Source organism: Bacillus sp. JHAA, from assembly GCF_036961585.1.
Classification (GTDB): domain Bacteria; phylum Bacillota; class Bacilli; order Bacillales; family Bacillaceae; genus Bacillus; species Bacillus velezensis.
The window spans coordinates 479887-503212 of record NZ_JBAMDE010000001.1 but is presented as its reverse complement, the minus strand read 5'-3'; the positions used below and the strand labels follow the sequence as shown (position 1 = coordinate 503212).

Below are 23326 nucleotides of genomic sequence, written 5' to 3'. Positions count from 1 at the left end.
GAAAATTCCAAATCTTTCTCTCTATTTCGACAACATCTACTGTTATTTTTGCATCAGGTTCACATTATATTGGACGGCAGGAAGCGGGAAATGTTTCGTCGCTTTGTAAAAAATAATTAGTAAAATAATGGATATTAACGGTGCGGAAGGTTTGAAACGGACGGAAACAGGCAAAAGAAGCAGTAGAACAATTCCGCGCGGATACAGCGTTGGATGAAGGGAGTCTACATAACATGAAAAGCATACACTCGAATAAATGGCTCTATTTTTTCGGCGCACTCGGCGGCGCGTTATACGGATATGATACCGGAGTCATTTCCGGAGCTATTTTATTTATGAAAAAAGAACTGGGACTGAACGCCTTTACAGAAGGCCTCGTCGTCAGTTCGTTATTGGCGGGGGCGATTCTCGGATCGGGATTCGCCGGCAAACTGACCGACCGGTTCGGCAGGCGGAAGGCCATCATGGGAGCGGCGCTTCTGTTTTGTATAGGCGGTTTAGGAGTCGCTTTTGCCCCGAATACAGAGGTGATGGTTCTTTTCCGGATCATTCTCGGACTGGCTGTCGGAACATCTACAACGATCGTTCCGCTCTATTTATCGGAGCTGGCTCCGAAGCATAAACGGGGGGCGCTTTCTTCGCTGAATCAGCTGATGATTACGGTCGGAATCCTCGTTTCTTATATCGTGAACTATATATTTGCCGATGCAGGCGCTTGGCGCTGGATGCTTGGACTTGCGGTTGTGCCGTCAGTCATTCTGCTGATCGGAATCCTATTTATGCCGGAAAGCCCGCGCTGGCTGTTTACGATCGGCAAAGAAGAGAAAGCAAGAGAAATCCTTTCATCATTGCGGGGAACGAAGAATATTGATGATGAGATTGATCAGATGAAAGAAGCGGAAAAGGAAAACGAAGGCGGCTTGAAAGAATTGTTTGAGCCGTGGGTGAGACCCGCGCTGATTGCCGGCCTCGGACTTGCCTTTTTGCAGCAATTCATCGGGACAAATACAATTATTTATTACGCCCCGAAAACATTTACCAGTGTGGGGTTCGGCAATTCCGCGTCTATATTGGGAACGGTCGGAATCGGCGCCGTCAATGTCATCATGACGCTTGCGGCTATTAAAGTCATTGATAAGATCGGCCGGAAGCCGCTGCTGCTGGCCGGTAATGCGGGCATGGTCATCAGTCTGCTCGTATTGGCCGCGGTCAATCTTTTCTTTGAACATTCAGCAGCCGCATCATGGACAACGGTGATTTGTTTAGGCCTGTTTATCGTTGTATTTGCGGTCAGCTGGGGGCCTGCCGTGTGGGTCATGCTTCCTGAATTATTCCCGCTGCATGTCCGGGGTATCGGGACGGGTGTCTCCACTTTGATGCTGCATGCCGGAACATTGATTGTCTCATTAACCTATCCGATGTTAATGGAAGCAGTCGGCATCAGCTATTTATTTCTCATTTATGCCGCGATCGGGATACTGGCATTCCTGTTCGTCCGGTTTAAAGTGACCGAGACGAAGGGGAAAAGCCTTGAAGAAATTGAGCAGGATCTGAAAAGCCGTAACGGAGGCTCGGGATCAGAATCAAATCGGCGGACAGTTCATCCGTAATATTCAGTTTTAGGGGGCGGTTATTCACCGGCCCCTCAAAACGGATGCCGTGCGGGCGCCCGGTCACATAAATGACGGGGATATGTCATACGTTGTATAAAGTCACGATAAAGGCGGGGATGCCGGTGAAAACGAGTATTATTATCCTTACATATAATGAACTTGAGCTGACGAAAAAATGTCTGGCCAGCATTGAACGATACACCGACAAAGATAAGATTGAACTGATTATAGTTGACAACGGTTCCTCAGACGGAACGAGAGAATACATATCAAATCTGCCTGACGTCAAAGTCATCCTAAATGAAAAAAACCTCGGGTTCGCCAAGGGGTGCAACCAGGGAATCGAAGCGGCAGGGGGAGAAAATCTGCTGTTTCTGAACAACGATACGATGGTCACGAAAAATTGGCTCACCTCCATGCTGAGGGTGCTGTATCAATCTGAAAAAACCGGTATGGTCGGGCCCGTCAGCAACTATGTCAGCGGCGCGCAAATGATCCATGACGCATATCAATCGCTTGATGAACTGGAGTCATTCGCGGAGGCGTATTGCGAACGGGAAAAGCATCATACAAAGCGGGTGCTACGCCTTGTCGGCTTCTGTCTTCTGGTGAAAAGAAGCGTCATTGAAGACATCGGCCCGTTCGATGAACAATTCGGATACGGTTCTTTTGAAGATGATGACCTATGTCTGCGCGCCCTGCAAAAAGGCTACAGCCTGCACATCGCCCTCGATGCCTTTGTGCATCACCACGGGCACGCGACGTTTACGGCTAATCAGGATATCAATATCAATCAGTTATATTCGGAGAACCGCCAGCGTTTTACGGAAAAATGGGGCACTGATTTCACGTACTTTACTCATCCGAGACCGGAAATTGCGGAGCTCGTTCCCCGGGAGGCGAAACGGATACTTGATGTCGGCTGCGGTGCGGGAGCTACGGGGCTGGAACTTCAAAACAGACAGCCTTGCGAACTGTACGGAATAGAACTGCACCCGCTGGCGGCGCAAGCGGCAAAAGGACACTATGAAGCGGTGCTGCAGGAAGATGTCGAAGAAGTGAAGCTGCCTTATCCGGAAGGCTTTTTTGATTGCATCATTTTCGCGGACATCCTTGAGCACTTAAAAGACCCGTGGCGCGTCATTGAAACGTACTCATCCTATTTGTCGCCTGCCGGATCAATCGTTTGCAGCATTCCGAATATTTCCCACGCCGAAGCGCTGTTTCCGCTTCTGCTCGGTGACTGGACATACAGAGACGCCGGCATTCTCGACCGCACCCACTTGCGGTTTTTTACGCCGCAGACGGTGCGCACGCTCTTTCCGGAAGAGACATTTGCTGTGAAAAAGCAGTCCTATACGTATGTTCACGTGGATGAGCGGGTGCAGCTGTTTTTACAGGAAATCACACGAATGGCGCAATCGATGCAATTTCCGGTGACACAGCTGCCCGAACAAAGCCGGATTTATCAGATTCTCCTCCGTGTCGAAAAAACAGGCTGAAGGCTACCGTCCCATCGTTCCGAAGTTGGTAATCTGAATGGAAACATCATAGTCAAAAGCCGCTTCGGAGAAGGTCTCATCCCAATGATGCTTTACTTTCTTCCAATAGTCGGGATATTGAATGCGGACTCTGTCAGAAAAGAATACCGGGTCCGTTTCATATTGATTCTGCAGCTTATCGATGACTTCTTTCACATCGCTTTTCAGTTTTTTTTCAAAAATCTTTTCCAGCCCGTTTAAATAGTGCTGATCGAATGAATCTTCTCCGGCATATTGATCCTCTGACAAAAGTCCTTTTGTTTTTACCGCTACATGAAATGACAGCTTCCCGTTTTTCAGCCTGGGAGTGATGGCGGATGTTGATTTTTTGATCTCGAAGGTAATCGGGTGCCCCCCTTTATCCAAAGCGGGCAGCACGCCGCCCCGTATCGTCCCCATCAGCCAATTCAGGCTCTGTATTTCGTATGATGACAGAAATCCCGCCAATCTGTTTTGTTTTGCGTTTTTGATAATGGCCGCTCCGTCATACACCGTTTTTCCTTTTTGATTGCTGACGGCCTGAATGAGAAAACTGAGTTTATTATGGCAGTAAATCGAAGCTCTCCCGATTCGGAGCGGTTTTAAAATCTTCCCGTTGTAGCCGCCGTTGTTCGTAAGGTCGATCAGCTTTTCCGCGGCCATGGGCTGCTGCTGATTCGGCGTCGGCTCCGTCAGAATATCGGACGCTTTTCCTCTTGCCGCGAAGAGGTAGCTGCTCCGCCTTAATTCATCATCGCGGATAAAATGATTCATCATCTGCAGTATATTTTGGTCGGCCAGCAATTTGTCGCTGAATATCAGCACTTTTAAATGATCGCTGTAAACAGGCGGATCTTTTAAAGAGACTTCACTGACGGCTTCAAGAATGGTATCCCCCCGCGTCGTCACATTGACAAACACGGGCCGGCCGGAAGCCTGGCTGTTTTCGCTTTGGGGCAGCAGGTTTTGATAGGTTAATTTATATCGGCGGTCACTCGTCTCGTCTATCGCCAGCCCCCGGGCGAAAGACAGCTTTTCGACTTCCTTCGCGTCCCAGCATCCTGAAAGCGTCATCAGTATGAAAAGCGCCGCCGCCCATTTTATGAAAAGTGTCATGACGTCTGTTTCCTCCCGGCTATTTTTTTCATCCAGCTGACAAACCAGATGAGAAAAGGAATCATAATGACGGCAAAAAACGCATATCCGAGAATATTCGCGAATGCAAACACACTGTTGATATCATCGGGGTACATTGAAAGGCCGAATGTCACTGCCAATAAGCCTCCCAGCAGCCAGGCATTGTTTTTATTTTTCAGTTTGAAAATGGTGTTTAATCCGAGATGCGCCCCTTTAAAAGAACCGAGCATACAGGTGAACTGCTGGCATGTCCACGTAATTAAAAGAAAGATATCAAACCGCTCTATGAAAATGCCCCGGATTTCCAAGGCATGAATCAGGGAAATGGTCGGATACGTCACCGTTTTGGCTTCAGCGACCGACATACAGCCGATGACGACAAGCAGCGTAAAGCTGTAAAAAATGGTCGCGCCTGCGATGCCGAAGACAGCCGCCTTTTTCGCCTGCTTCGGGTTTTTCATAAACGGCACCAGATAAAGAATCACCTCAAGTCCCGAAAAATACAGAAGGGTCCGCGGAAACAGCTCAAAAAAGCTTTTGTAGCCTCCTTCCATGACCGGGCGGACGAAATCCAGCTTAAACAGTCTCAAACTGAATATGAGCAGCGTAATCAGAATGACGATCGCAATCGGAAACAGATAGGCATAAAGCTTTGAAATGGGATAGACCCCGCCGGTCACATGGTAAATGCCGACCGCCAGAAAGATGAATATGACGACACCCATCGGCGTATTTTTCAGTAAAAAGTAATTGATGACTTCACCGAGAAAACGGGCTTGAAAACAGACGGTGACGACAAAATAACAGCTGATGAATAAATTCAGAAGAGAACCGATGGCGCGGCCCATGATGCTTTGATTCAGCTCATAAATGGTTTCCCCGCTGTTTTTCTGCAAAAACGGCATAAAGAGCAGGACGATGCCGATAAACACGACACTCTGCACAAGAATAATGATCCATCCGCTCGGACTGTCCGCTGTTGCGGCGGAGCGCGGCAGTGTTAACACGCCCGCTCCGATCATTGTTCCGCTTACCATGAGAAGTGTCTGCATAAACGACAGCTTGTCTTCCGGTTTTTTCATGGGGATCACCTTTGCTTGATTTTATCTTTCGTCTCTTTTCTGGTCGGCCGTTTTTTCAAAAGAGGCGTCGGCAGTCTGACGATCGTATCCTTTAAGTCCTGGCCAGGCTGCGCCATGATCGGAATAAGATAGTCCTGACCGAAGCTTTTCAGACGCATCAGATGGCCGATGACAAGCAGATAGCACATGATCAGTCCGTATAAACCTAATATCGCCGACAAAATCATCGAAAAAATACGGATGAGCCTCAGCGGAAAATTGAACGCATAGGAGGGCGCCGTAAAAGAAGCCAACGCCGTAACGGATACGACAATGACCATCATCGCACTGACAATATTCGCCTGAACGGCGGCCTGTCCGATCACCACGCCCCCGATCAGGCCGATCGTCTGTCCGATCGGCTTCGGCAGCCTGAGTCCGGCTTCTCTGATCATCTCGATCGTAAAAATCATGATGAACGCTTCAACAAAAGGGGGGAACGGAACATTCAATCTGCTTCCGGCAATCGTAACCGCCATTCTCGTCGGCAAAAGCCCCGTGTGAAACGTAACGAGCGATATGTAAAGGCCGGGTAAATAAATCGTGATTAAAATGCATGTATACCGAAGCAGCCTGAGAAAGGTAACCGGAACCCACCGCTGATTATAATCGTCAGGGGAGTGGATAAATTCATCAACGGTAGCCGGCACCAAAAGGGTAAAAGGCGTTCCGTCTACAAGAATGGAAACCCTTCCCTCCAAAAGAGCGCCCATAACCCGGTCAGGCCGTTCAGTCGTCAAGACGGTCGGGAAAATGGAATACGTGTTATCTTCAATAAGCTGCTCGATCGCTCCTGATTCCGGGATGTCGTCAATGGTGATGGACTCCAGTCTTTTCATCACTTCTTTTACGACATCATCAGGCGCGATATCCCGAATGTAGGCAACGGCGATCCGCTTTTTTGTCCGTTCGCCGAGTGTGATCTCTTTGATCTGGAGGTTGGGATCACCGGACTGCTCGCGCAAAAGCGCCGTGTTCGTCCGAAGCTTTTCGACAAAACCTATCCTCGGCCCCCGTTCAAGCACTTCAGAAGACGGTTCTTCAATATCACGCATTTTAAATGTTTCCGTCTCAAACGAAAGGGCTTCCCCCCATCCCTCCGCCAGCAAAACCGATTTGCCGGAGAAAATGTCTGCCTCCGCGTCCTTAAGTGAAGAAAGCCGGGTATGACGATAGCCGAAAGAGATGGATGACGGCGGTATTTCAGCCGGTTCCTCTTGATGCCGGGCGGCCGCCTGCACGGGCGAAATAATATATTCCGCAAGCAATTGATTGTCGGTCAGTCCGTCTATATAGATAAGACAGGCGTCACATTTGCCGTTTCCGTACGTAAACGAATAAAACATCATGTCATCGCTTTGGCCGAACCGTTTTTTCAGCACTTCAAGGTTTTTGCTGAGCTCCGCATGTATCGTCACAATGTTCCCCCCTTTCCATCAGTTATTTTAATTTGCGACAAACAAGGCATTTTATTCTGGAATAGGAAATGACTGAGCATTCCGCCCCATCCGAATGGTATAATGAGCAGGTCAGCCATTTTATACATATTGTTTTTAACCGCGGCTCCCTCCGTGTTTTAAAAAAGACACAGGGGGAATGGGATATGAGCCGCTTTTTAAGGGGAGGGGAACGAACATGACGCAAGAGCCGATTTTTTTACAGCCTGTATGTAAAGAAAAACTATGGGGCGGCACGTTATTACGCGAACGATTCGGATATGACATACCTTCAGAAACAACCGGCGAATGCTGGGCGATATCAGCCCATCCGCACGGAATGAGCACGGTCAAAAGCGGTCCGTATCAAGGGAAAACCTTGATGGAACTGTGGGATCAGCATAGAGAATTATTCGGCGGAACGGAAGGGGACCGGTTTCCGCTGCTGACGAAAATACTGGACGTCAAACAACATCTGTCCGTTAAAGTCCATCCTGACGATTATGACGCTGAGGAGCATGGACTGGGCGAAACGGGGAAATCTGAGTGCTGGTACATTATTGACTGTAAAGAAAATGCGGAAATCATATACGGTCACACGGCCCGTTCGAAAGCGGAACTTGTCACCATGATTAACAGCGGTGACTGGGAAGGCCTGCTGCGCCGTGTGAAGATCAAACCCGGCGATTTTTATTATGTGCCGAGCGGAACCATCCATGCCATTTGCGCGGGGGCGCTCGTGCTTGAAACACAGCAGAATTCAGAGGCCGCCTACCGGATATATGATTACGGGCGTACAGATCAAACCGGCCAGGCGCGTGAGCTGCATATCCGCGATGCCGTCAACGCCGCCACCGTTCCTCATGTGGACGGATTTTTAGATGAATCAACTGAAACGAGAAAAGGCGTCACCATCAAAACCTTTGTGCAGGGAGAATATTTTTCTGTATACAAATGGGATATCAGCGGGACGGCGGAAATGACCCAGGACGCTCCGTTTATGCTGTGCAGCGTCACAGAAGGAAGCGGCTCCATCCTCTGTGAAGGCAAGTCCGCCAAGCTTGAAAAAGGCGCGCATTTCATACTGCCGGATCAGATGCCTGACTTTACGATAAACGGAGATTGCACGATCATCGTTTCTCATATATAAAACCAAACTTAATCCCAGCTCTGGGATTAAGTTTTTTTTATTTGGAAAATTGGGTGATTTCTCTCTGTAAAAATGAAGAAGGCCGGCCGATAAATAAACTAGTTTGATAGAAACCAATTGAATCAGAAAGAGGAGAAGGAATGAAAAAGAGATTCGTTGCACCTATGTTATTGTCCGCCGTTTTCCTTGTCTTTTGCACCCTTACACAGCCCGCTGAGGCCGCATACAGCGACTACTCCGTTTACGAGCTGGAAACGAAGCAGCAATTTGCTTCTGAGAACGAGGCGCTTCAAGCGGCAGCGAAATTGAAAAAGGATACGGGGTGGCAGGCTGACGCAAAGAAAGCCGGAAATACGCCGCTCACTTATCAAATCTCAGCTTCAGGCTTACACGATGAAACGGATGCGAAAACCGTGCTGAAAGATTTTACGAAGCAGACGGGCGTGTCCGGCACTTACAGCGCAAGCGGAAGCAAACAGCCGTACGTGACCGTCACATCAGGCGTCCTATCAGACGAGCGGCAGACGAAAAATCTTCTTGCCGAACTGACGAAAAAAACGGGCGTGACCGGCGCCGTCAAGCCGGCGGGGACAAAACAGCCGTACATGCAGGTCGTGACTGCTGAGATGGCGGCCGAAGCGGACGCAAAAGCGCTCTCGCAAGCGTTGACGAAGCAGACGGGCGTGAGAGCGTCATACCGTCAGATCAAACGGGAAACAGCCCGGTTTCAGATCCAATCAGGAACAATCTCCGGCGATCAAAAAGCCGCTCAAATCCAAACTGATTTTCAAAAGGAAACAGGATTGCAGGCGTCGCTGAAAGTCACGGCAAAGGCCAGTCCGAATATCACCGTGACAGCCTCTGACATTTCAAATGCAAATGATGCGGCAGGTTTAGCGAAACAGCTGCAGCAGAAAACTGGCGTCAAAGGGAATGTTCAAAAGTATGCCCAAAGCAAAACAGCAACCGTGTACAACGTGCAGTCAGGATATTTTAACGGAGTAGGGGCCGTACAAAATGCTATCACCCAAATCAAGAAGAATACGGGTGTGAGCGGAAGCTATCAAAAAGCCGGCAAGAAAAATAATTACACGGTCGGGATGAGCGGACTGACGGCTAAGCAGCTGCAAAGTGTTCAAGCTTTCTTTAAAAAGAAAAAATGGCATTGCGACGCATCGCCTGTCAAAAAGACAGCATCAGTGTCCGTTTATCGGATCACGGCAGGGCAGCTTACCGCTGCAAAGGCAGATCAAGCGGAGGCGTTTTTCCGCCAGCAGCATGTAAAGACGGCAAGAACAGCGGCGGGAAAAACAGCAGAAAACGAATATCAGCTGCTTTCTCAGCAGACGGCAGACCAGTCGAAGATAAAAAAAGGATTGAATCTGCTGGCGGGATATAAACTGACTGCTATTTCAAAAACGATATCCAAGCAGACGGACACAACGTACCAAGTCACAACCGAATCACTGCTTGATAAGGCAAAGATCAATCGTTCGCTGGACTTTTTCAAAGGGAAAAAAGTATCCGCCTCCGCACAGAAAACAGGTGAAGCAGCGTATACACAATTCAGAATTGAAACGGCACCGCTGCTTAAAAAGGAAGACATTGACCGCGTGACTGCTTTTTTCAAGCAAAACAAAGCGGCCGGCACTGTGAAGGAGACGGGGAAAACCGGCTCTGCACAGTACGTCATCAAAACCGATACATTCAGCAGTAAAACCGTTTTAAATAAAAGCATGAGCTTTTTCAGCGCCAAACAATTACAGGCCGGCTATACGAGTGAAAGCCATCCGGTTTATGAACTCCGCATTCGCGATCAATTCACGGGAGCGCAGTCAGCGGACGCCGCCTCCCAAAAGCTGAAAAAGCTGTACGGATGGACGATGGCTATTTTGAAAATAAAAAACGGACCGCAAATCATGAATACCAATTACAACATCTCGCTGGCAGATATGGTCAAAAAACAAATGACAGTCAGCCCGCAGACTGATGCCGCGGCTTATGCATCGCTTACGTACATCAATACGGCCTCCGGAACGGTCACAGCCGACGTCCTGAACGTCCGGTCAACCCCGGAAGTCAGCTCCGGCAATATTATCGGGCAGTTGAAAAAAGGCGATAAAGTCAGCATCACAGGCCAGACAAACGGCTGGGCCAAACTCAGCATGGGCTGGAGAAACGCCAGCAGTGACGAAGTCGGGCAGTATGTCAATCCGGCTCACTTCGCACAAGACAGCAAGTATTACTTTCAATTTCTGAAGCTCTCTCAGACAGCCGGACTGAACGCATCGGAACTGAATCAAAAAGTGCTGGTCAATAAAGGAATACTGACAGGGAAAGGCCAGGCCTTTATTACAGCCGCCGGCAAATACAGCATCAATGAAGTGTATTTGATTTCGCATGCTTTGCTTGAAACTGGCAATGGCACGTCAGAGCTTGCGAACGGCATTATGTATAATGGTAAAAAGGTTTACAACATGTACGGCATCGGGGCTTATGACAGCAACCCGAATTACTACGGCGCACAATACGCGTATAATCAAGGCTGGTTTACTCCGGAAGCCGCGATTATCGGCGGAGCCCAATTTATCGGTGCGTCTTATATTCACAATCCTTCATACGAGCAGGATACGCTGTATAAAATGAGATGGTCTCCAGCCGCGGCCCATCAGTATGCGACAGATATCGGCTGGGCGTATAAGCAGGTAAACCGCATGTACAGCTTATACTCACTGCTGGATGACTATACGCTTTACTATGATGTTCCCGTGTTTATGAAAGTATAAAAAAAGGGCTGAAGTGTATGCTTCAGCCCTTTCTTCATGCAAAAAACACCCGCCGTCGGATTCAGGCAGGTGCTTCAGCACAATTTTTCATTTTTGTTTCCGCAAATTTCAATAACGCTTCACTCGAATTCCCATCTGAATACATATTCCATTTGTCCGAGAACCGCTTCATTTCTTCTGCACGAAATGGCTTTTTCGTCATTTCCTCCAGAAGAGCTTCGCTGTCATGACAAGCCTTTCCGGGAATGACGGAAGTATAATTGTCGATTAAACCGCGTTTTCGATCATATTCCTCCAGATCATACGTGAAAAAGAAAATCGGTTTATTTAAGAGCGCGAATTCAAAAGGCACGGAAGAGTAATCCGTAATTAAAATATCAGCCGCTTTCAAGAGATCATGAAGACGCATGTCAGACACGTTCTTGATCAATTCGCTTTCAAACGAAGCCGAAATCTGATGCAAAACGGCAGGGTGAAGCTTTACAAGCAGCATATACTCTCCGTTTAACGCGTTTGTGAGCTGTTCTTCGGTGAATGGCAGCCGAAAGGACTGCATATCATAATCCCTGAATGTCGGTGCGTACAGGATGATTTTTTTCGGCCATTTGAGCTTCAGTTCCGGCTTGTGTTCTTCATAATAGACGTCAGTCAGGGGGATACCCGTTTTTAACAGCTGGCCGTCCCGTATGCCGAACGACTTTTTAAAAACGTCAGCCATCGCGTCTGAACCGACGGTGACAAAGTCAAACGATCGGTACACTTTTTTAAACCGGCTGATATCTGATGCCGGGCGGTTTTGATTCGTCACATCCTCAAGGCCGAACTTTTTCAAAGAGCCGTTCGCATGCCACACCTGAATGCATGTCGTTTGCGGCCGGCGGTTTAAGACGCTTGTCATGAGGAAATAGTTATCCGTTATCACCACTTTGCTCTTAAAAAGGATCAAAACAGCCTTCAAAAGATGCAGCGGATGTTTTTCGTTCAGATAAAAAGAGCCGATACCTTCCAGCTCTTTTTTCAGACTGACGGCGTGTCTCGTATACAAAACCGTCATTTCATAAGAAAGCGATTCAGCGTGCGCTTTGTAAGAACGGATGAGAGCCTGCGCATTCTCTTCAAAAGATACCAGCAGGGTCAGATGGTTCTTGGGCTTTACAGGCTTGAACAAAACGCCGAGAACAGACAGATATATAGAATAAAAAGCGGCGAATAAAGATCGCAAGTTCATAGATTACCAATCTCTTTTGCTGTTTTATTTGTTTAAAGCTGTTTCGTTTGATCTTCGGCCTGCTTGGAATACAGGCTTTTATTTGATTTATTATTTCTCAAAACGGTAAAAGCATACTTCGGAATGTTCAGCATCCTTTTCCATCTCCACGGATTCGTCACCAGTCTGTACAGCCATTCCAGATTCGTTTTGATCATCCATTCAGGGGCGCGTTTCACCGTTCCGCTGAACACATCAAAGCTTCCGCCCAAACCGATCGATACAGCCTGAGGGAAAAGATGTTTGTATTCATAAATAAATTGTTCCTGATGGGGATATCCTAAGGCGACAAACACGAGATCGGGTTTCGCCCGGGAAATCTGTTTGGCGACGAAGCGTTTATCCGCTTCATAACCGTTGCTGGCTCCGACAACCTCAATATTCGGATACTCTTTGCTGATCCGGTTCAAAACGGCGTCAAGCACGTCTTGCTTAGCTCCGTATAAAAATATTTTTTTAGACTGCCGGTTTGCGAGGCCGAGCAGCGCAAGAAACACATCGAATCCCGCAATTCTTGATTTCAGCGGGTGCTGCGTCAAACGTGACATTAACACGACGCCGATACCATCCGGCAGGACGAAATCCGCGGAAGAAATGACTTGATGATAACCTTTGTCTTTCGCCGCAGCGTATCCGATCTCAGGATTGACCGTCGCAATGACGGCTCCTTGCTTTTGTGCGATATAATAAGTGTCTAAATATGAAATAAACTCCTGTAAATTTCCATTAACGTAAGAAAGGTTGTGCACCATTTCAGTCTGCATCTGCCGTCCTCCTTTTTGTACGGGATTTTCTTTCACTTTTTCGTGACTTAGGCTAAGCTTTATTTTAACATAATACCTTCAGATAAACTTAACAATAGTTTTACAAAAATATAAATAAGATAACAATTTCTTTAATCATACGCGCAAAAACCCTGCTAAACTCCTATTGTAATAACATTTGTTAATAAGTGGATTTTAACTTCGTTTTACATTGGCTTAACCTTTTCAGGGCTATGTGATATAATGAGGTTCCATGAGTACGAAATTGGCACTTTAGTGATTAAGGATACAGCTGCGCAGCATTTCAGAGCAGTTGCTTGTTATACGTATGATGATAGAAAGGAGCTTTTGTTTCATGAAGAAGGTCATTACTTACGGTACGTTTGATTTACTGCATTGGGGTCATATTAAACTGCTTGAGCGCGCAAAGCAGCTTGGAGATTACCTTGTTGTTGCCATCTCAACAGACGAGTTCAACCTGCAAAAACAAAAAAAGGCCTACCACAGCTATGAACACAGAAAGCTGATTCTGGAAACGATCCGTTATGTCGACGAAGTCATTCCGGAAAACAGCTGGGATCAAAAAGTACGTGACGTAGCGGATCACAACATCGACGTGTTCGTAATGGGAGACGATTGGGAAGGCAAATTCGATTTCCTTAAAGATCAATGCGAAGTCATCTACCTCCCTAGAACCGAAGGCATTTCCACCACACAGATTAAAAAAGAAATTGCCGGGGTGTAATTGAAACATTCGGATATACAGATGATAAAGAAGTACTCCCTCCGGATAGGGAGTACTTCTTGTAATATAAGGTTATTTTCGCTATATTTGTTATGCGCTTTTGAAAAAAAGCTAGACAATAAGAGGAGAATTTAAAGATGAATCTTAGTAACTTTTTTAAGTTGAATAAAAAAGAGTCCAAGCCGTCCGTAGAAGAACGCGAATATACCATTTTAAACAAAGAAGCATTGGCGGAAGAGAAGAAGGTAGCGGTAGTCGTTCCTGTTTATAATGCAGAAGAATATGTAAGGAAAACAGTTGATTCAGTGATCCTTCAAAACATCGGCTTTCAGCATATTTCTTTAATTCTTGTCGATGATTGCTCTACTGATGATTCCAGAAACATCCTGACTGAGTACGCCGAGTTGTATGAAAATATTACAGTCGTCTTTTTGAAAGACAACACGGGGACCCCGGCTTATCCGAGAAACTTGGGAATTGAGCTGGCAAATGCAAAGTACATTACATTTTTGGATGCGGATGATTGGTTTGCGCCGAACGGAGTTAAAATCTTATTCGACATGCTTGAAAGAGATCAGGTAAATTATGCGGTCGGAAAAACGATCGAAATGCAGGTGAACGGTCAAAAAACGATCGGGAAACATGAGTCTTCTCTGAACAGAGCGAAGGTATCGCCTTTTTCAATCCGGCATATTTTCTATCATCTCGGCCCGCGGGCAAGAATGATGAACTTACAATTTCTAAAAGATAATGATATCAGATATCCGGAAATGAAATTTGCTGAAGATAAGCAATTTTTTATGGATGTTCTTTTGGCGTGCGGAGATATTTCAACGTCAACCGAACCGGTCTATTATCTGAACAGAATGGACAATAATGAGTCGCTGACAAAGCAGACTAATATAATGGAAAAAACCGACACGAACATAGCCGTAATGAAGTATATTCTGAACAAAAAATTAGATACTGAAAAAGAGAAGATGGCGATGAACCGCCTGATCGAATTCGATTCCATTACGCGTCTTTTCGATCGGATGCACTTCCTGAAAAGCGAAAACAAAGAAGCCTACTACAATAAATTCAATGAAATTCTGAATGTGTTAAAGAAGACGAAATACGATATTTCCGAGACATTTTTTCATCCGATTCATAAGACAGCCTTCCGTCTGCTGACTCAAAAACGGTATGATGAGGTCGAAAAGCTGTTCCGCTGGTCCAAAAAAGAGCCCGATAAAACCATCGTGACGCAAGGCGGACTGGCTTATTTAGAAAGCCCGCTGACGGATGAAGAAAATAAACTGGTCGAACTTCGCATGCACGGAGAAACGGAAAGCGCGGTGTTCGCCGATCATAAATTCACCGTTACGTTCCGCTTGTTCGGACAGGACAGAAATAATGCCCAATATATTCTGTTTCAGCACAGAGATAACATGAAAGTACACCACCAGTTTCCGGTTCAGTCACTGGGAGACGGGCGGTACGTCCTTGAAATCCCGTTACGTGACATTGAAAAAGTCGGACTTGGCGGTTATATTATGTATGTCATTTATAACGATTATGAACGTGTCATGTTAAACAGAGACGACGGTGAAAAGGTGACCGCAGAAGCGAACGGACTGCAATATCAATTCTACCGGACGGTGAAGGAGAACCTTTCGCTGAAAGTAACAAAATGATGATTGTGATTGGATATGTTTAATTGAAACAGAGGAGTAGACTTATTTTATGGGTATAGAAAATCCTGTCAGATACAAGTTAAAACATCTTAACATAAAGGAAGAGACATTCAGCATTACGATATCCTGTGAAAATGTCACTGCAGGGGAAGAGCCTTCTCTTCAGATTATAAATCGTAAGACAAAAGCGGAACTTTCCGTCCCTCTGAAACGGTTGGCCGGAGAAGGCGGGGAGTACCATGCTGTTATGAGCACGGATCTGCTTTCTGACCATACGGACGGCAAAGGATGTCTGGATTTCTATGTCTCCTTTATCAATGATGACAGTGATATCAGTAAAAAACGGTTAAAATCCAGCCTTGAACCTATTGAACTGTCTTCTTATAAAGATGAGGCTCATCATATGTTCTTTTTCCCTTACACGACGAAGAAAGGGAATTTCTCCTTAAAGCTGCTGCAGAAAAAGTTCGTCACGCGGATTGATGAAATGGAGCTCGAATCTGACGGCAGCTTACATCTGAAAGGTTTTGCATTCCGGCTGAATGCGGCAGAAACCTTAAAGATAAAAGAAAAAAACCTGATTCTGAAAATGAAAAAAGGAAAAGAAGAGGAGCCTCTCATTCTGAAGTATCCGCTTCACGACGTGCCGAGACACGACCTTGATGAATATGTTCAGGACACAACGATGCTTGACACGATAGGCTTTGATACAAAAATTGATTTGAATGCCGTTTATAAAGAATTGAATCAGCAGCTAATCTTTCAATTCCATATTCAATTCATTTTTGAAGATGCCGGGACGGGTGAAGAGATTATCACCAACAGCAAACCGTTAAAGGTTCTGAAATCTGAACAAGTAAACCCTAACCAATTCACGATCCTGAAAACGGAGAAAGGGCCTGCCAGATTTCACGTTTTCACGAAAAAGAAAACGAAAAATCTCCACCTGAGAATGAACGATTACAGCTTCAGCACCCGCGTGGAGTATTTTGTGAAAGGAAAGCTGAAACGGGGCGCTTCCTTTGTACGCAAGAGAAAGAATAAGCTGAAAAAGTTCATTGAGAAAAGAATACAAAACACTTATAAAGCGGGATTCAGGGTTGCGGGGAAACTGCCTGTCAAACAGAAATTTGTCATGTTTGAAAGCTTTGCCGGAAAACAGTACAGCTGCAATCCGCGGGCGATTTATGAATACATGAGCAAAGAGATGCCGGAATACCGTCTCTGCTGGAGTGTAAATCCCGCTTACTCACAGACATTTAAAGATAAAGGAATTCCTTATATCGAACGCTTTACGTTCAAATGGCTGTTTGCCATGGCAAGAGCCGAGTACTGGGTTGTCAACAGCCGTATGCCGCTGTGGATTCCGAAACCTGAGCATACGACATATGTCCAGACATGGCATGGCACGCCTTTAAAGCGCCTTGCCGTAGATATGGATGAAGTGCATATGCCCGGAACAAACACTGAAAAATACAAGCGCAACTTTACGACAGAGGCTTCAAAGTGGGATTACCTGATTTCACCGAACGCATATTCAACCGAAATATTCGCCCGGGCGTTTCAGTTTAATAAAACCATGATTGAATCGGGATATCCGCGGAATGACTTCCTTCAAACGGATAACAGCCCTTCTGTCATCAAAGCGCTGAAAGAAAAAATGAATCTTCCGCAAGATAAAAAAGTGATTATCTACGCACCGACATGGCGGGATGACCAATTTTATAAGAAGGGAAAATACAAGTTTGACCTTGATTTAGACCTTCATCAATTGAGAGAAGCGATTGGCGATCGTTATGTCATTATTTTACGAATGCATTATCTCGTGGCGGAAAACTTTGATCTCGGACCGTATGAAGGATTTGCTTATGATTTCTCCAGCTACGAAGATATCCGTGAGCTGTATATGGTCTCTGATTTACTCATAACGGACTATTCCTCTGTCTTTTTTGACTATGCAAATCTGAAAAGACCGATGCTGTTTTATGTGCCTGATATCGAAACGTACCGGGATAAACTCAGAGGGTTTTACTTTGACTTTGAAAAAGAAGCGCCCGGCCCGCTTGTCAAAGAAACAGGTGACGTTATCAAATGGGTCAATGAAACGGAATCAGATGATTATAAGCTTCCGGATTCATTCGGGCCTTTTTACGAGAAGTTCTGTTATTTAGAAACCGGAGAATCGTCTGAAAAAGCCGTAAAAGTGATTTTCGGGGACAAGTAAATAGGTGCAAAAAAGCATAATTTAACCACGTTAATTATGCTTTTTTGCTTAAGTGACGGCATGTTGCGCTCATGGGATTCAGGCTTGTTATGAAGTGAAAAATACATCGTAATCTGTTACAATTATGAGCGGTGCTTTTGTAAGTCAAAGCTATTACCTAAAACTTACGACTAAGGAAGATTAGAATGAATGCATTGGTAAAAATTCTGAAAGAGCAATTCAACTCATTTCCGCTGATTATGCGGCTTGCAGTGTACGAAACGAAATCAAAGTATCAAGTGAACTATTTGGGTATATTGTGGCAGTTTCTCAACCCTATGATTCAAATGCTGGCTTACTGGTTCGTATTTGGTCTCGGGATTCGCGGCGGACATGATATGGTGCTTGGAAATGGAGACAGCGTACCGTTCATCGTCTGGATGCTGGCCGGCTTAATTCCTTGGTTCTTTATCAGTCCGACGATACTGGATGCATCTAACAGCGTTTTTAAACGGATAAATTTAGTGTCGAAAATGAACTTTCCGATCAGTTCACTGCCTTCTGTAGTGATAGCATCGAATTTATTCAGTTACTTTGTGATGATGGCGATTTATATTATTGTGCTGCTGAGCAACGGACTGTTTCCGACGCTTCACTGGCTGCAATATATTTATTACTTGTTTTGCATGATCAGTTTTATGTTTGCTTTCGGCCTGTTTAATTCAACCATCAGCGTTTTAATCAGGGACTATCAGTTTTTGCTTCAAGCCGTCACAAGGCTGCTCTTTTTTCTTCTGCCGATTTTCTGGGACATTGCGGAGAAATTCGGAAACAGACCTGAAGTTTTGACCATCTTGAAGTTAAACCCTCTTTTCTATATTATCGAGGGCTTTAGAGACAGCTTTATGGAAGGGCAGTGGTTTTTCCACGATGTGAAATACACGCTGTATTTCTGGTTCGTCACACTGCTGTTATTAACAGTCGGTTCACTTCTTCATATGAAATTCAGAGATAAGTTTGTTGACTTTCTTTAATATAGTAAGGAGATTATACGATGAAACTAAAAGTTTCGTTCAGAAATGTTTCAAAACAGTATTTTCTATATAAAAAACAGTCTGACAAAATTAAAGGACTGTTTTTCCCAAACAGAAATCAAAAAGGTTTTTTCGCTGTCCGAAATGTTTCTTTTGACGTCTATGAAGGGGAAACGATCGGATTCGTAGGGATCAACGGCTCGGGAAAATCAACGATGTCCAATTTGCTTGCAAAGATCATTCCGCCGACAAGCGGGGAGATTGATATGAACGGGCAGCCGTCTTTAATCGCGATTTCTGCCGGATTAAACAATCAATTAAGCGGTAAAGACAACATTCGTTTAAAATGCTTGATGATGGGTCTCAACAATCGGCAGATAGACGAGCTTTATGAAAAAATCGTTGAATTCGCGGATATCGGCGACTTTATAGATCAGCCTGTTAAAAGCTATTCAAGCGGTATGAAATCCCGTCTCGGTTTTGCCATATCGGCGCATATGGATCCTGACATCCTTATTATTGATGAGGCGCTCTCAGTAGGGGACCAGACTTTCTATCAGAAATGTGTGGACCGCATTACGGAATTTAAAGAACGCGGCAAAACGATCTTTTTCGTCAGTCATTCCATCGGACAGATTGAGAAAATGTGTGATCGGGTGGCTTGGATGCATTACGGCGAAATGCGCATGTTCGACGAAACGAAAGCCGTTGTGAAAGAATATAAAGCTTTTGTGGATTGGTTCAACAAGCTTTCAAAGAAAGAAAAGAAGAAATATCAAAACGAGCAGATTGAAGGCAGAACGCGGGCAGCCGAGGAACAGAAAATCAGTCAGGCGCAGCAAAAGAAAGCGAAGCCTAAATTCATTGCCAATACGATTCAGATTACGCTGCTTGCATTGCTGGCTGTCGGCGCGGGCGCTTCGATGTTTTCAGACAAGCCTCTGCGTGCGATTACATCTTTCGGTGACGTCAAACAGAGCGATGCCGGCCTTTATGAGTCTGTGAATAAACCTGCTTTGGTAAAAGCTGAAAAGGCGGACCTTTATACTGAAAAAGATATAAAAGGAAAAGCCTCCGCAAGTGTAAGTTTCGGCACGAAGGTGCAGGTAGAAGCCGAAAATAACCAGGCGGCCAAAGTGAAATTAAACGATAAAGAGTACTTTATGAAAAAGTCTGATCTGTATAAAGTGAACGCTTTAAAAAAGACGGATGTTCAGCTTAATGATTTCAGCGGCAGTTTATCAAGCCAAACAGCAGAAGAGTTTCTCTCATATCTCAATAAAAGCCGGGACGATGTACAGAGTAAATTGAAAAATCCAGCTGCCGGACAAACGGCTGACGGACGGAACGTATTAAAAACATCCGATGAAAAAACGGATGTAGTGATTGACAAGGATACAGTCTCCGAAGTGGTTTTTCATTTATCGCGTCCCGCAGACATCCCAGCTTTAAGTGAAAAAGGCGGCAGCAAAATCAATCAGAATTTGCTCATGCTTAAAAACCAGGAATATACTTTTTCTGTGAACAATGCTGATCAAACACTGACCGTAACGTCTAAAAAGTAAAGATCACATAAAAAAGCTGCCGGATTCGGCAGCTTTTTCTATTCGTCAGCTTCTTCTTTTTCAAGAAGATCCTTCATGAACGGAATTAATTTATGGCGGATATCCTGATCCTGTAAGGCAAATTCAAGCGTCGTCTCGATAAATCCGAGTTTTTCACCGACATCGTAACGTTTTCCTTCGAAATCATAAGCGAAGACACGCTGAATGTCATTGAGCTTTTGGATGGCGTCCGTTAATTGAATTTCTCCTCCTGCACCGACTTCCTGCTGTTCCAGGTACATGAAAATTTCAGGAGTGAAAACGTATCTTCCTAAAATAGCCAAGTTGGAAGGAGCTGTACCCGGTTCAGGCTTCTCTACAAAATTTTTGACCTGGTAACGGCGGCCTTCATTTGTTAACGGATCGATAATTCCGTAGCGGTGTGTGTCGTTTTCAGGAACTTGCTGAACACCAATGATTGAAGACAATGTTTTTTCGTATTCATCCATCAGCTGACGAAGTCCCGGTTTTTCAGCCTGGACAATATCATCGCCGAGAAGAACGGCGAAAGGTTCATCGCCGATGAAGTTGCGTGCGCACCAAACGGCATGACCGAGTCCTTTTGGCTCTTTTTGGCGAATATAGTGGATATCCGCAATATTTGACGATTTTTTCACTTTTTGAAGCAGTTCGATTTTCCCTTTTTCTTCTAAATTACGTTCCAGTTCAGGGGCATTGTCGAAATGGTCTTCTATTGCTCTTTTTCCTTTTCCGGTTACGATAATAATATCTTCGATGCCGGATTCGACAGCTTCTTCGATAATATACTGAATTGTCGGCTTATCAACGATTGGAAGCATTTCTTTAGGCATTGCTTTTGTGGCCGGCAAAAAACGAGTGCCTAAACCTGCTGCCGGAATAATGGCTTTGCGTACTTTCTTCACTGAATAACACCATCCTTGTTTCTGCAAAATCTTTTTTTCAGAACTATAACCTAGTCTTTTTCCACTTTACCACAATTGATTAAAATTCACACCTTTTAATCCGCTTTCAAAGAGTCTTGGAACGGTTTTTGCTTTGTTTGCCATTAAGCTTTACAATATCTAAGAAACGGCATAAATATGTTAACATGAAGGGATATCCGACATATAAAACGAGGTGCAGACAAACCGTTGAAAAAACTAAAAGTAATGACCGTATTCGGTACAAGACCTGAAGCAATTAAAATGGCTCCGCTTGTATTAGAGCTTGAAAAATATCAGGAAATTGATTCGCTGGTGACTGTAACCGCACAGCACAGACAGATGCTGGATCAAGTGCTTGAAGCATTCAGCATTACGCCTGATTTTGATTTGAATATTATGAAAGAGCGTCAAACGCTTTCAGAAATTACATCTCATGCTTTGCTGAAACTGGACAAGCTGTTCCAAGAAGTAAAACCAGATATCGTTTTGGTCCACGGAGATACGACGACAACGTTCGCCGGAAGCCTTGCCGCCTTTTACCATCAAATCGCTGTCGGCCATGTGGAAGCCGGTCTGCGTACGCATAATAAATACTCTCCTTTCCCCGAGGAAATCAATCGGCAGATGACGGGCGTGATCGCTGATGTGAATTTTGCGCCGACAAGCCAGGCCGAGCAGAATCTGCTTTCAGAAAATAAAAAGCCGGATTCTATATTTGTCACGGGAAATACGGCGATAGACGCGCTTCAAACGACAGTGCGGGAAGATTATTTTCATCCGATTTTTGACAAGCTGGAAGGAAGCAGGATGATTCTTTTAACAGCGCACAGACGTGAAAATTTAGGCAGGCCGATGGAACAGATGTTTAAGGCCGTCAGAAGAGTCGTTGAAGAGTTTGAGGACGTACAAGTCGTTTATCCCGTTCATTTGAATCCCGCAGTTCGTGAGGCCGCAGAAGCCCATTTTGCTGATTCGGACAGGGTGCACTTAATAGAACCTCTGGAGGTCGTGGATTTTCATAACTTCGCTGCGAAAGCAAACTTCATTTTGACCGACTCAGGCGGGGTTCAGGAGGAAGCGCCTTCTCTCGGAAAGCCGGTCTTGGTGCTTAGGGACACAACCGAGCGCCCCGAAGGAGTGAAAGCCGGGACATTAAAGCTGGCGGGTACAGATGAAGAAACGGTGTATCAGCTGACAAAACAGCTCTTAACCGATCAGGCTGAATATGAACGGATGTCAAAGGCGTCAAACCCTTATGGTGACGGATCGGCTTCAAAACGGATTGTGGAAGAACTGCTTTATCGGTACGGCTATAGAAAAACCCGTCCGCAGCCTTTTACAGAATAAAAAAACTCTGCATCATATGCAGAGTTTTTTTATTATTTCAGGCTTTCTTTTAATTCTTTTTTGACTGAAGCGAGGCTTGCTTCATCTAATTTGTAATAATAGATATTGTTGATTCTCGTTCCCGTTCCCTTCAGTTCATGCTGAGTGACTTTGCTGCGGGCGTTTTTATAGTCAGTCATAACCGTCCACATATCATCGAATGACATGTTTGTTTTCATATTGTTTTCAATGACCTTAAACATATCTCCGAATTTCGTGACAGACGAGATGTTTGCCCCTTTAGAAATAATCCCTTCAATCACTTGGCGCTGGCGCTGCTGCCTGCCGAAATCCCCCCTGGGATCTTCTTTTCTCATACGCGTGTAGGCAAGTGCTTCTTCGCCGTTCAGGCTGATGTTCCCCGTTCCGAAAGAGTGCCCGTCGTAGTTGAAGGCAAACGTGCTGTTCACCGTAATCCCGCCGAGTGTATCCACGGTATCTTTGAAGCTCTCCATGTTTACTTTCACAAAATAATCTACCGGCACGTCAAGCAGGTCCTCGACGGTATCCGCGGCCATCTGCGTTCCGCCGAAAGCATAGGAGTGGTTGATTTTATCCATCGTACCTTTGCCGGAGATTTTCGTATACGTATCACGCGGAATGCTGACCATTTCTGTTGTATTCGTTTTAGGATTGACGGTCATATAAATCATCGTATCCGCGCGCCCCTTGTCATTTTTCCGCTCATCGACGCCCATGATTAAAACAGAAATCGGATCCTTCTTTCCGAGATCTATATCCGTGTCACGTTTGTCCGATTTTTTCAAGTCTTCCTGAATGCTTGCCACCGTTGAAGCCGCTTTGTGCCACAAGTAGTAGACGTAGCCTCCTGATGATAAAACTAACAGCCCGATGATTGTTACGATTGTCAGAAGAACTTTTTTCTTCTTTCTTTTTCGTTCAGCTCTCATTTGTCATCACCTTTTCTATTAACTTTCCTGATACAATTTACTAATCTTTATAAACCCAGTCATATTTT

General features: G+C 45.2%; 17 protein-coding genes. 10 read left to right on the top strand and 7 right to left on the bottom strand.

What is annotated here, in order from left to right:
• Positions 1-233: 233 nt before the first annotated feature.
• Together V7728_RS02520 and V7728_RS02515 are read left to right on the top strand one after the other, a co-directional pair.
• Positions 234-1610, top strand: coding sequence for a sugar porter family MFS transporter (locus tag V7728_RS02520; RefSeq protein WP_025285372.1), 1377 nt, complete (start codon positions 234-236; stop codon positions 1608-1610).
• A 92-nt stretch (positions 1611-1702) separates the two neighbouring features.
• Positions 1703-3115 (top strand): bifunctional glycosyltransferase family 2 protein/class I SAM-dependent methyltransferase, encoded by a 1413-nt coding sequence (locus V7728_RS02515; protein ID WP_099567137.1) that lies wholly within the window; start codon positions 1703-1705, stop codon positions 3113-3115.
• Between the two features lie 3 nt (positions 3116-3118).
• On the opposite strand, the gene V7728_RS02510 is transcribed toward V7728_RS02515, so the two are convergent.
• From V7728_RS02510 to V7728_RS02500, 3 genes are read right to left on the bottom strand one after another with little or no spacing between them, the layout of a single operon-like run.
• On the bottom strand, positions 3119-4249 hold the full coding sequence (locus V7728_RS02510) for a Ger(x)C family spore germination protein (RefSeq protein WP_020956435.1): 1131 nt from the start codon (positions 4247-4249) through the stop codon (positions 3119-3121).
• Entirely contained in the window at positions 4246-5352 is a 1107-nt protein-coding gene (locus V7728_RS02505; RefSeq protein ID WP_025285369.1) for a GerAB/ArcD/ProY family transporter, read from the bottom strand. The genes V7728_RS02510 and V7728_RS02505 overlap by 4 nt, the downstream gene beginning before the upstream one ends.
• A 5-nt stretch (positions 5353-5357) precedes the next feature.
• The gene (locus V7728_RS02500) at positions 5358-6809 is read right to left on the bottom strand and encodes a spore germination protein (RefSeq protein WP_099567136.1); all 1452 of its coding nucleotides are present in this window, start codon (positions 6807-6809) and stop codon (positions 5358-5360) included.
• Positions 6810-7026: 217 nt separating this feature from the next.
• Between V7728_RS02500 and manA the strand changes: the two genes are divergently transcribed.
• Together manA and V7728_RS02490 are read left to right on the top strand one after the other, a co-directional pair.
• Entirely contained in the window at positions 7027-7977 is a 951-nt protein-coding gene (gene manA, locus V7728_RS02495) for a mannose-6-phosphate isomerase, class I (RefSeq protein ID WP_098082002.1), read from the top strand.
• A 140-nt stretch (positions 7978-8117) separates the two neighbouring features.
• Positions 8118-10763, top strand: a complete 2646-nt coding sequence (locus tag V7728_RS02490; protein WP_099567135.1) for an N-acetylglucosaminidase — start codon at positions 8118-8120, stop codon at positions 10761-10763.
• A gap of 61 nt (positions 10764-10824) precedes the next feature.
• Here V7728_RS02490 and V7728_RS02485 read toward each other — a convergent pair whose 3' ends face one another.
• A complete protein-coding gene (locus V7728_RS02485; protein ID WP_015240704.1) occupies positions 10825-11991 on the bottom strand; it encodes a CDP-glycerol--glycerophosphate glycerophosphotransferase in 1167 nt (388 codons plus the stop codon).
• A gap of 32 nt (positions 11992-12023) precedes the next feature.
• Positions 12024-12794 carry a WecB/TagA/CpsF family glycosyltransferase gene (locus V7728_RS02480; protein ID WP_007407501.1) on the bottom strand — a complete coding sequence of 257 codons (771 nt, stop codon included), beginning with the start codon at positions 12792-12794 and terminating at the stop codon, positions 12024-12026.
• Between the two features lie 355 nt (positions 12795-13149).
• On the opposite strand from V7728_RS02480, the gene tagD reads away from it, so the two are divergent.
• The 5 genes from tagD (at position 13150) to tagH (ending at position 20017) form a co-directional block, all read left to right on the top strand.
• Positions 13150-13539, top strand: a complete 390-nt coding sequence (gene tagD / locus V7728_RS02475) for a glycerol-3-phosphate cytidylyltransferase (RefSeq protein WP_003151361.1) — start codon at positions 13150-13152, stop codon at positions 13537-13539.
• 137 nt (positions 13540-13676) lie between these two features.
• Positions 13677-15215, top strand: a complete 1539-nt coding sequence (locus tag V7728_RS02470; RefSeq protein ID WP_085341558.1) for a glycosyltransferase family 2 protein — start codon at positions 13677-13679, stop codon at positions 15213-15215.
• 49 nt (positions 15216-15264) lie between these two features.
• Positions 15265-17439, top strand: coding sequence for a CDP-glycerol glycerophosphotransferase family protein (locus V7728_RS02465; protein WP_043021850.1), 2175 nt, complete (start codon positions 15265-15267; stop codon positions 17437-17439).
• A 185-nt stretch (positions 17440-17624) separates the two neighbouring features.
• The gene (locus V7728_RS02460; protein WP_003151365.1) at positions 17625-18452 is read left to right on the top strand and encodes an ABC transporter permease; all 828 of its coding nucleotides are present in this window, start codon (positions 17625-17627) and stop codon (positions 18450-18452) included.
• A 20-nt stretch (positions 18453-18472) separates the two neighbouring features.
• The gene (tagH, locus tag V7728_RS02455; RefSeq protein WP_099567134.1) at positions 18473-20017 is read left to right on the top strand and encodes a teichoic acids export ABC transporter ATP-binding subunit TagH; all 1545 of its coding nucleotides are present in this window, start codon (positions 18473-18475) and stop codon (positions 20015-20017) included.
• Positions 20018-20055: 38 nt separating this feature from the next.
• Here tagH and galU read toward each other — a convergent pair whose 3' ends face one another.
• Entirely contained in the window at positions 20056-20940 is an 885-nt protein-coding gene (gene galU, locus V7728_RS02450) for a UTP--glucose-1-phosphate uridylyltransferase GalU (RefSeq protein WP_020956427.1), read from the bottom strand.
• A 228-nt stretch (positions 20941-21168) separates the two neighbouring features.
• Here galU and wecB point away from each other — a divergent pair, with 228 nt between their 5' ends.
• The gene (gene wecB, locus V7728_RS02445; RefSeq protein ID WP_099567133.1) at positions 21169-22308 is read left to right on the top strand and encodes a non-hydrolyzing UDP-N-acetylglucosamine 2-epimerase; all 1140 of its coding nucleotides are present in this window, start codon (positions 21169-21171) and stop codon (positions 22306-22308) included.
• 32 nt (positions 22309-22340) lie between these two features.
• On the opposite strand, the gene tagU is transcribed toward wecB, so the two are convergent.
• Complete coding sequence (gene tagU / locus V7728_RS02440; RefSeq protein WP_003151369.1) at positions 22341-23258, bottom strand: polyisoprenyl-teichoic acid--peptidoglycan teichoic acid transferase TagU; 918 nt, start codon at positions 23256-23258, stop codon at positions 22341-22343.
• Positions 23259-23326 lie beyond the last annotated feature (68 nt).

Excerpts from the sequence above, each read along its gene's own strand:
- V7728_RS02520 (WP_025285372.1), top strand. The coding sequence starts at position 234 with ATGAAAAGCATACACTCGAATAAATGGCTCTATTTTTTCGGCGCACTC.
- V7728_RS02510 (WP_020956435.1), bottom strand. The coding sequence starts at position 4,249 with ATGACACTTTTCATAAAATGGGCGGCGGCGCTTTTCATACTGATGACG.
- V7728_RS02505 (WP_025285369.1), bottom strand. The coding sequence starts at position 5,352 with ATGAAAAAACCGGAAGACAAGCTGTCGTTTATGCAGACACTTCTCATG.
- manA (WP_098082002.1), top strand. The coding sequence starts at position 7,027 with ATGACGCAAGAGCCGATTTTTTTACAGCCTGTATGTAAAGAAAAACTA.
- V7728_RS02490 (WP_099567135.1), top strand. The coding sequence starts at position 8,118 with ATGAAAAAGAGATTCGTTGCACCTATGTTATTGTCCGCCGTTTTCCTT.
- V7728_RS02485 (WP_015240704.1), bottom strand. The coding sequence starts at position 11,991 with ATGAACTTGCGATCTTTATTCGCCGCTTTTTATTCTATATATCTGTCT.
- V7728_RS02480 (WP_007407501.1), bottom strand. The coding sequence starts at position 12,794 with ATGCAGACTGAAATGGTGCACAACCTTTCTTACGTTAATGGAAATTTA.
- tagD (WP_003151361.1), top strand. The coding sequence starts at position 13,150 with ATGAAGAAGGTCATTACTTACGGTACGTTTGATTTACTGCATTGGGGT.
- V7728_RS02470 (WP_085341558.1), top strand. The coding sequence starts at position 13,677 with ATGAATCTTAGTAACTTTTTTAAGTTGAATAAAAAAGAGTCCAAGCCG.
- V7728_RS02465 (WP_043021850.1), top strand. The coding sequence starts at position 15,265 with ATGGGTATAGAAAATCCTGTCAGATACAAGTTAAAACATCTTAACATA.
- V7728_RS02460 (WP_003151365.1), top strand. The coding sequence starts at position 17,625 with ATGAATGCATTGGTAAAAATTCTGAAAGAGCAATTCAACTCATTTCCG.
- tagH (WP_099567134.1), top strand. The coding sequence starts at position 18,473 with ATGAAACTAAAAGTTTCGTTCAGAAATGTTTCAAAACAGTATTTTCTA.
- tagU (WP_003151369.1), bottom strand. The coding sequence starts at position 23,258 with ATGAGAGCTGAACGAAAAAGAAAGAAGAAAAAAGTTCTTCTGACAATC.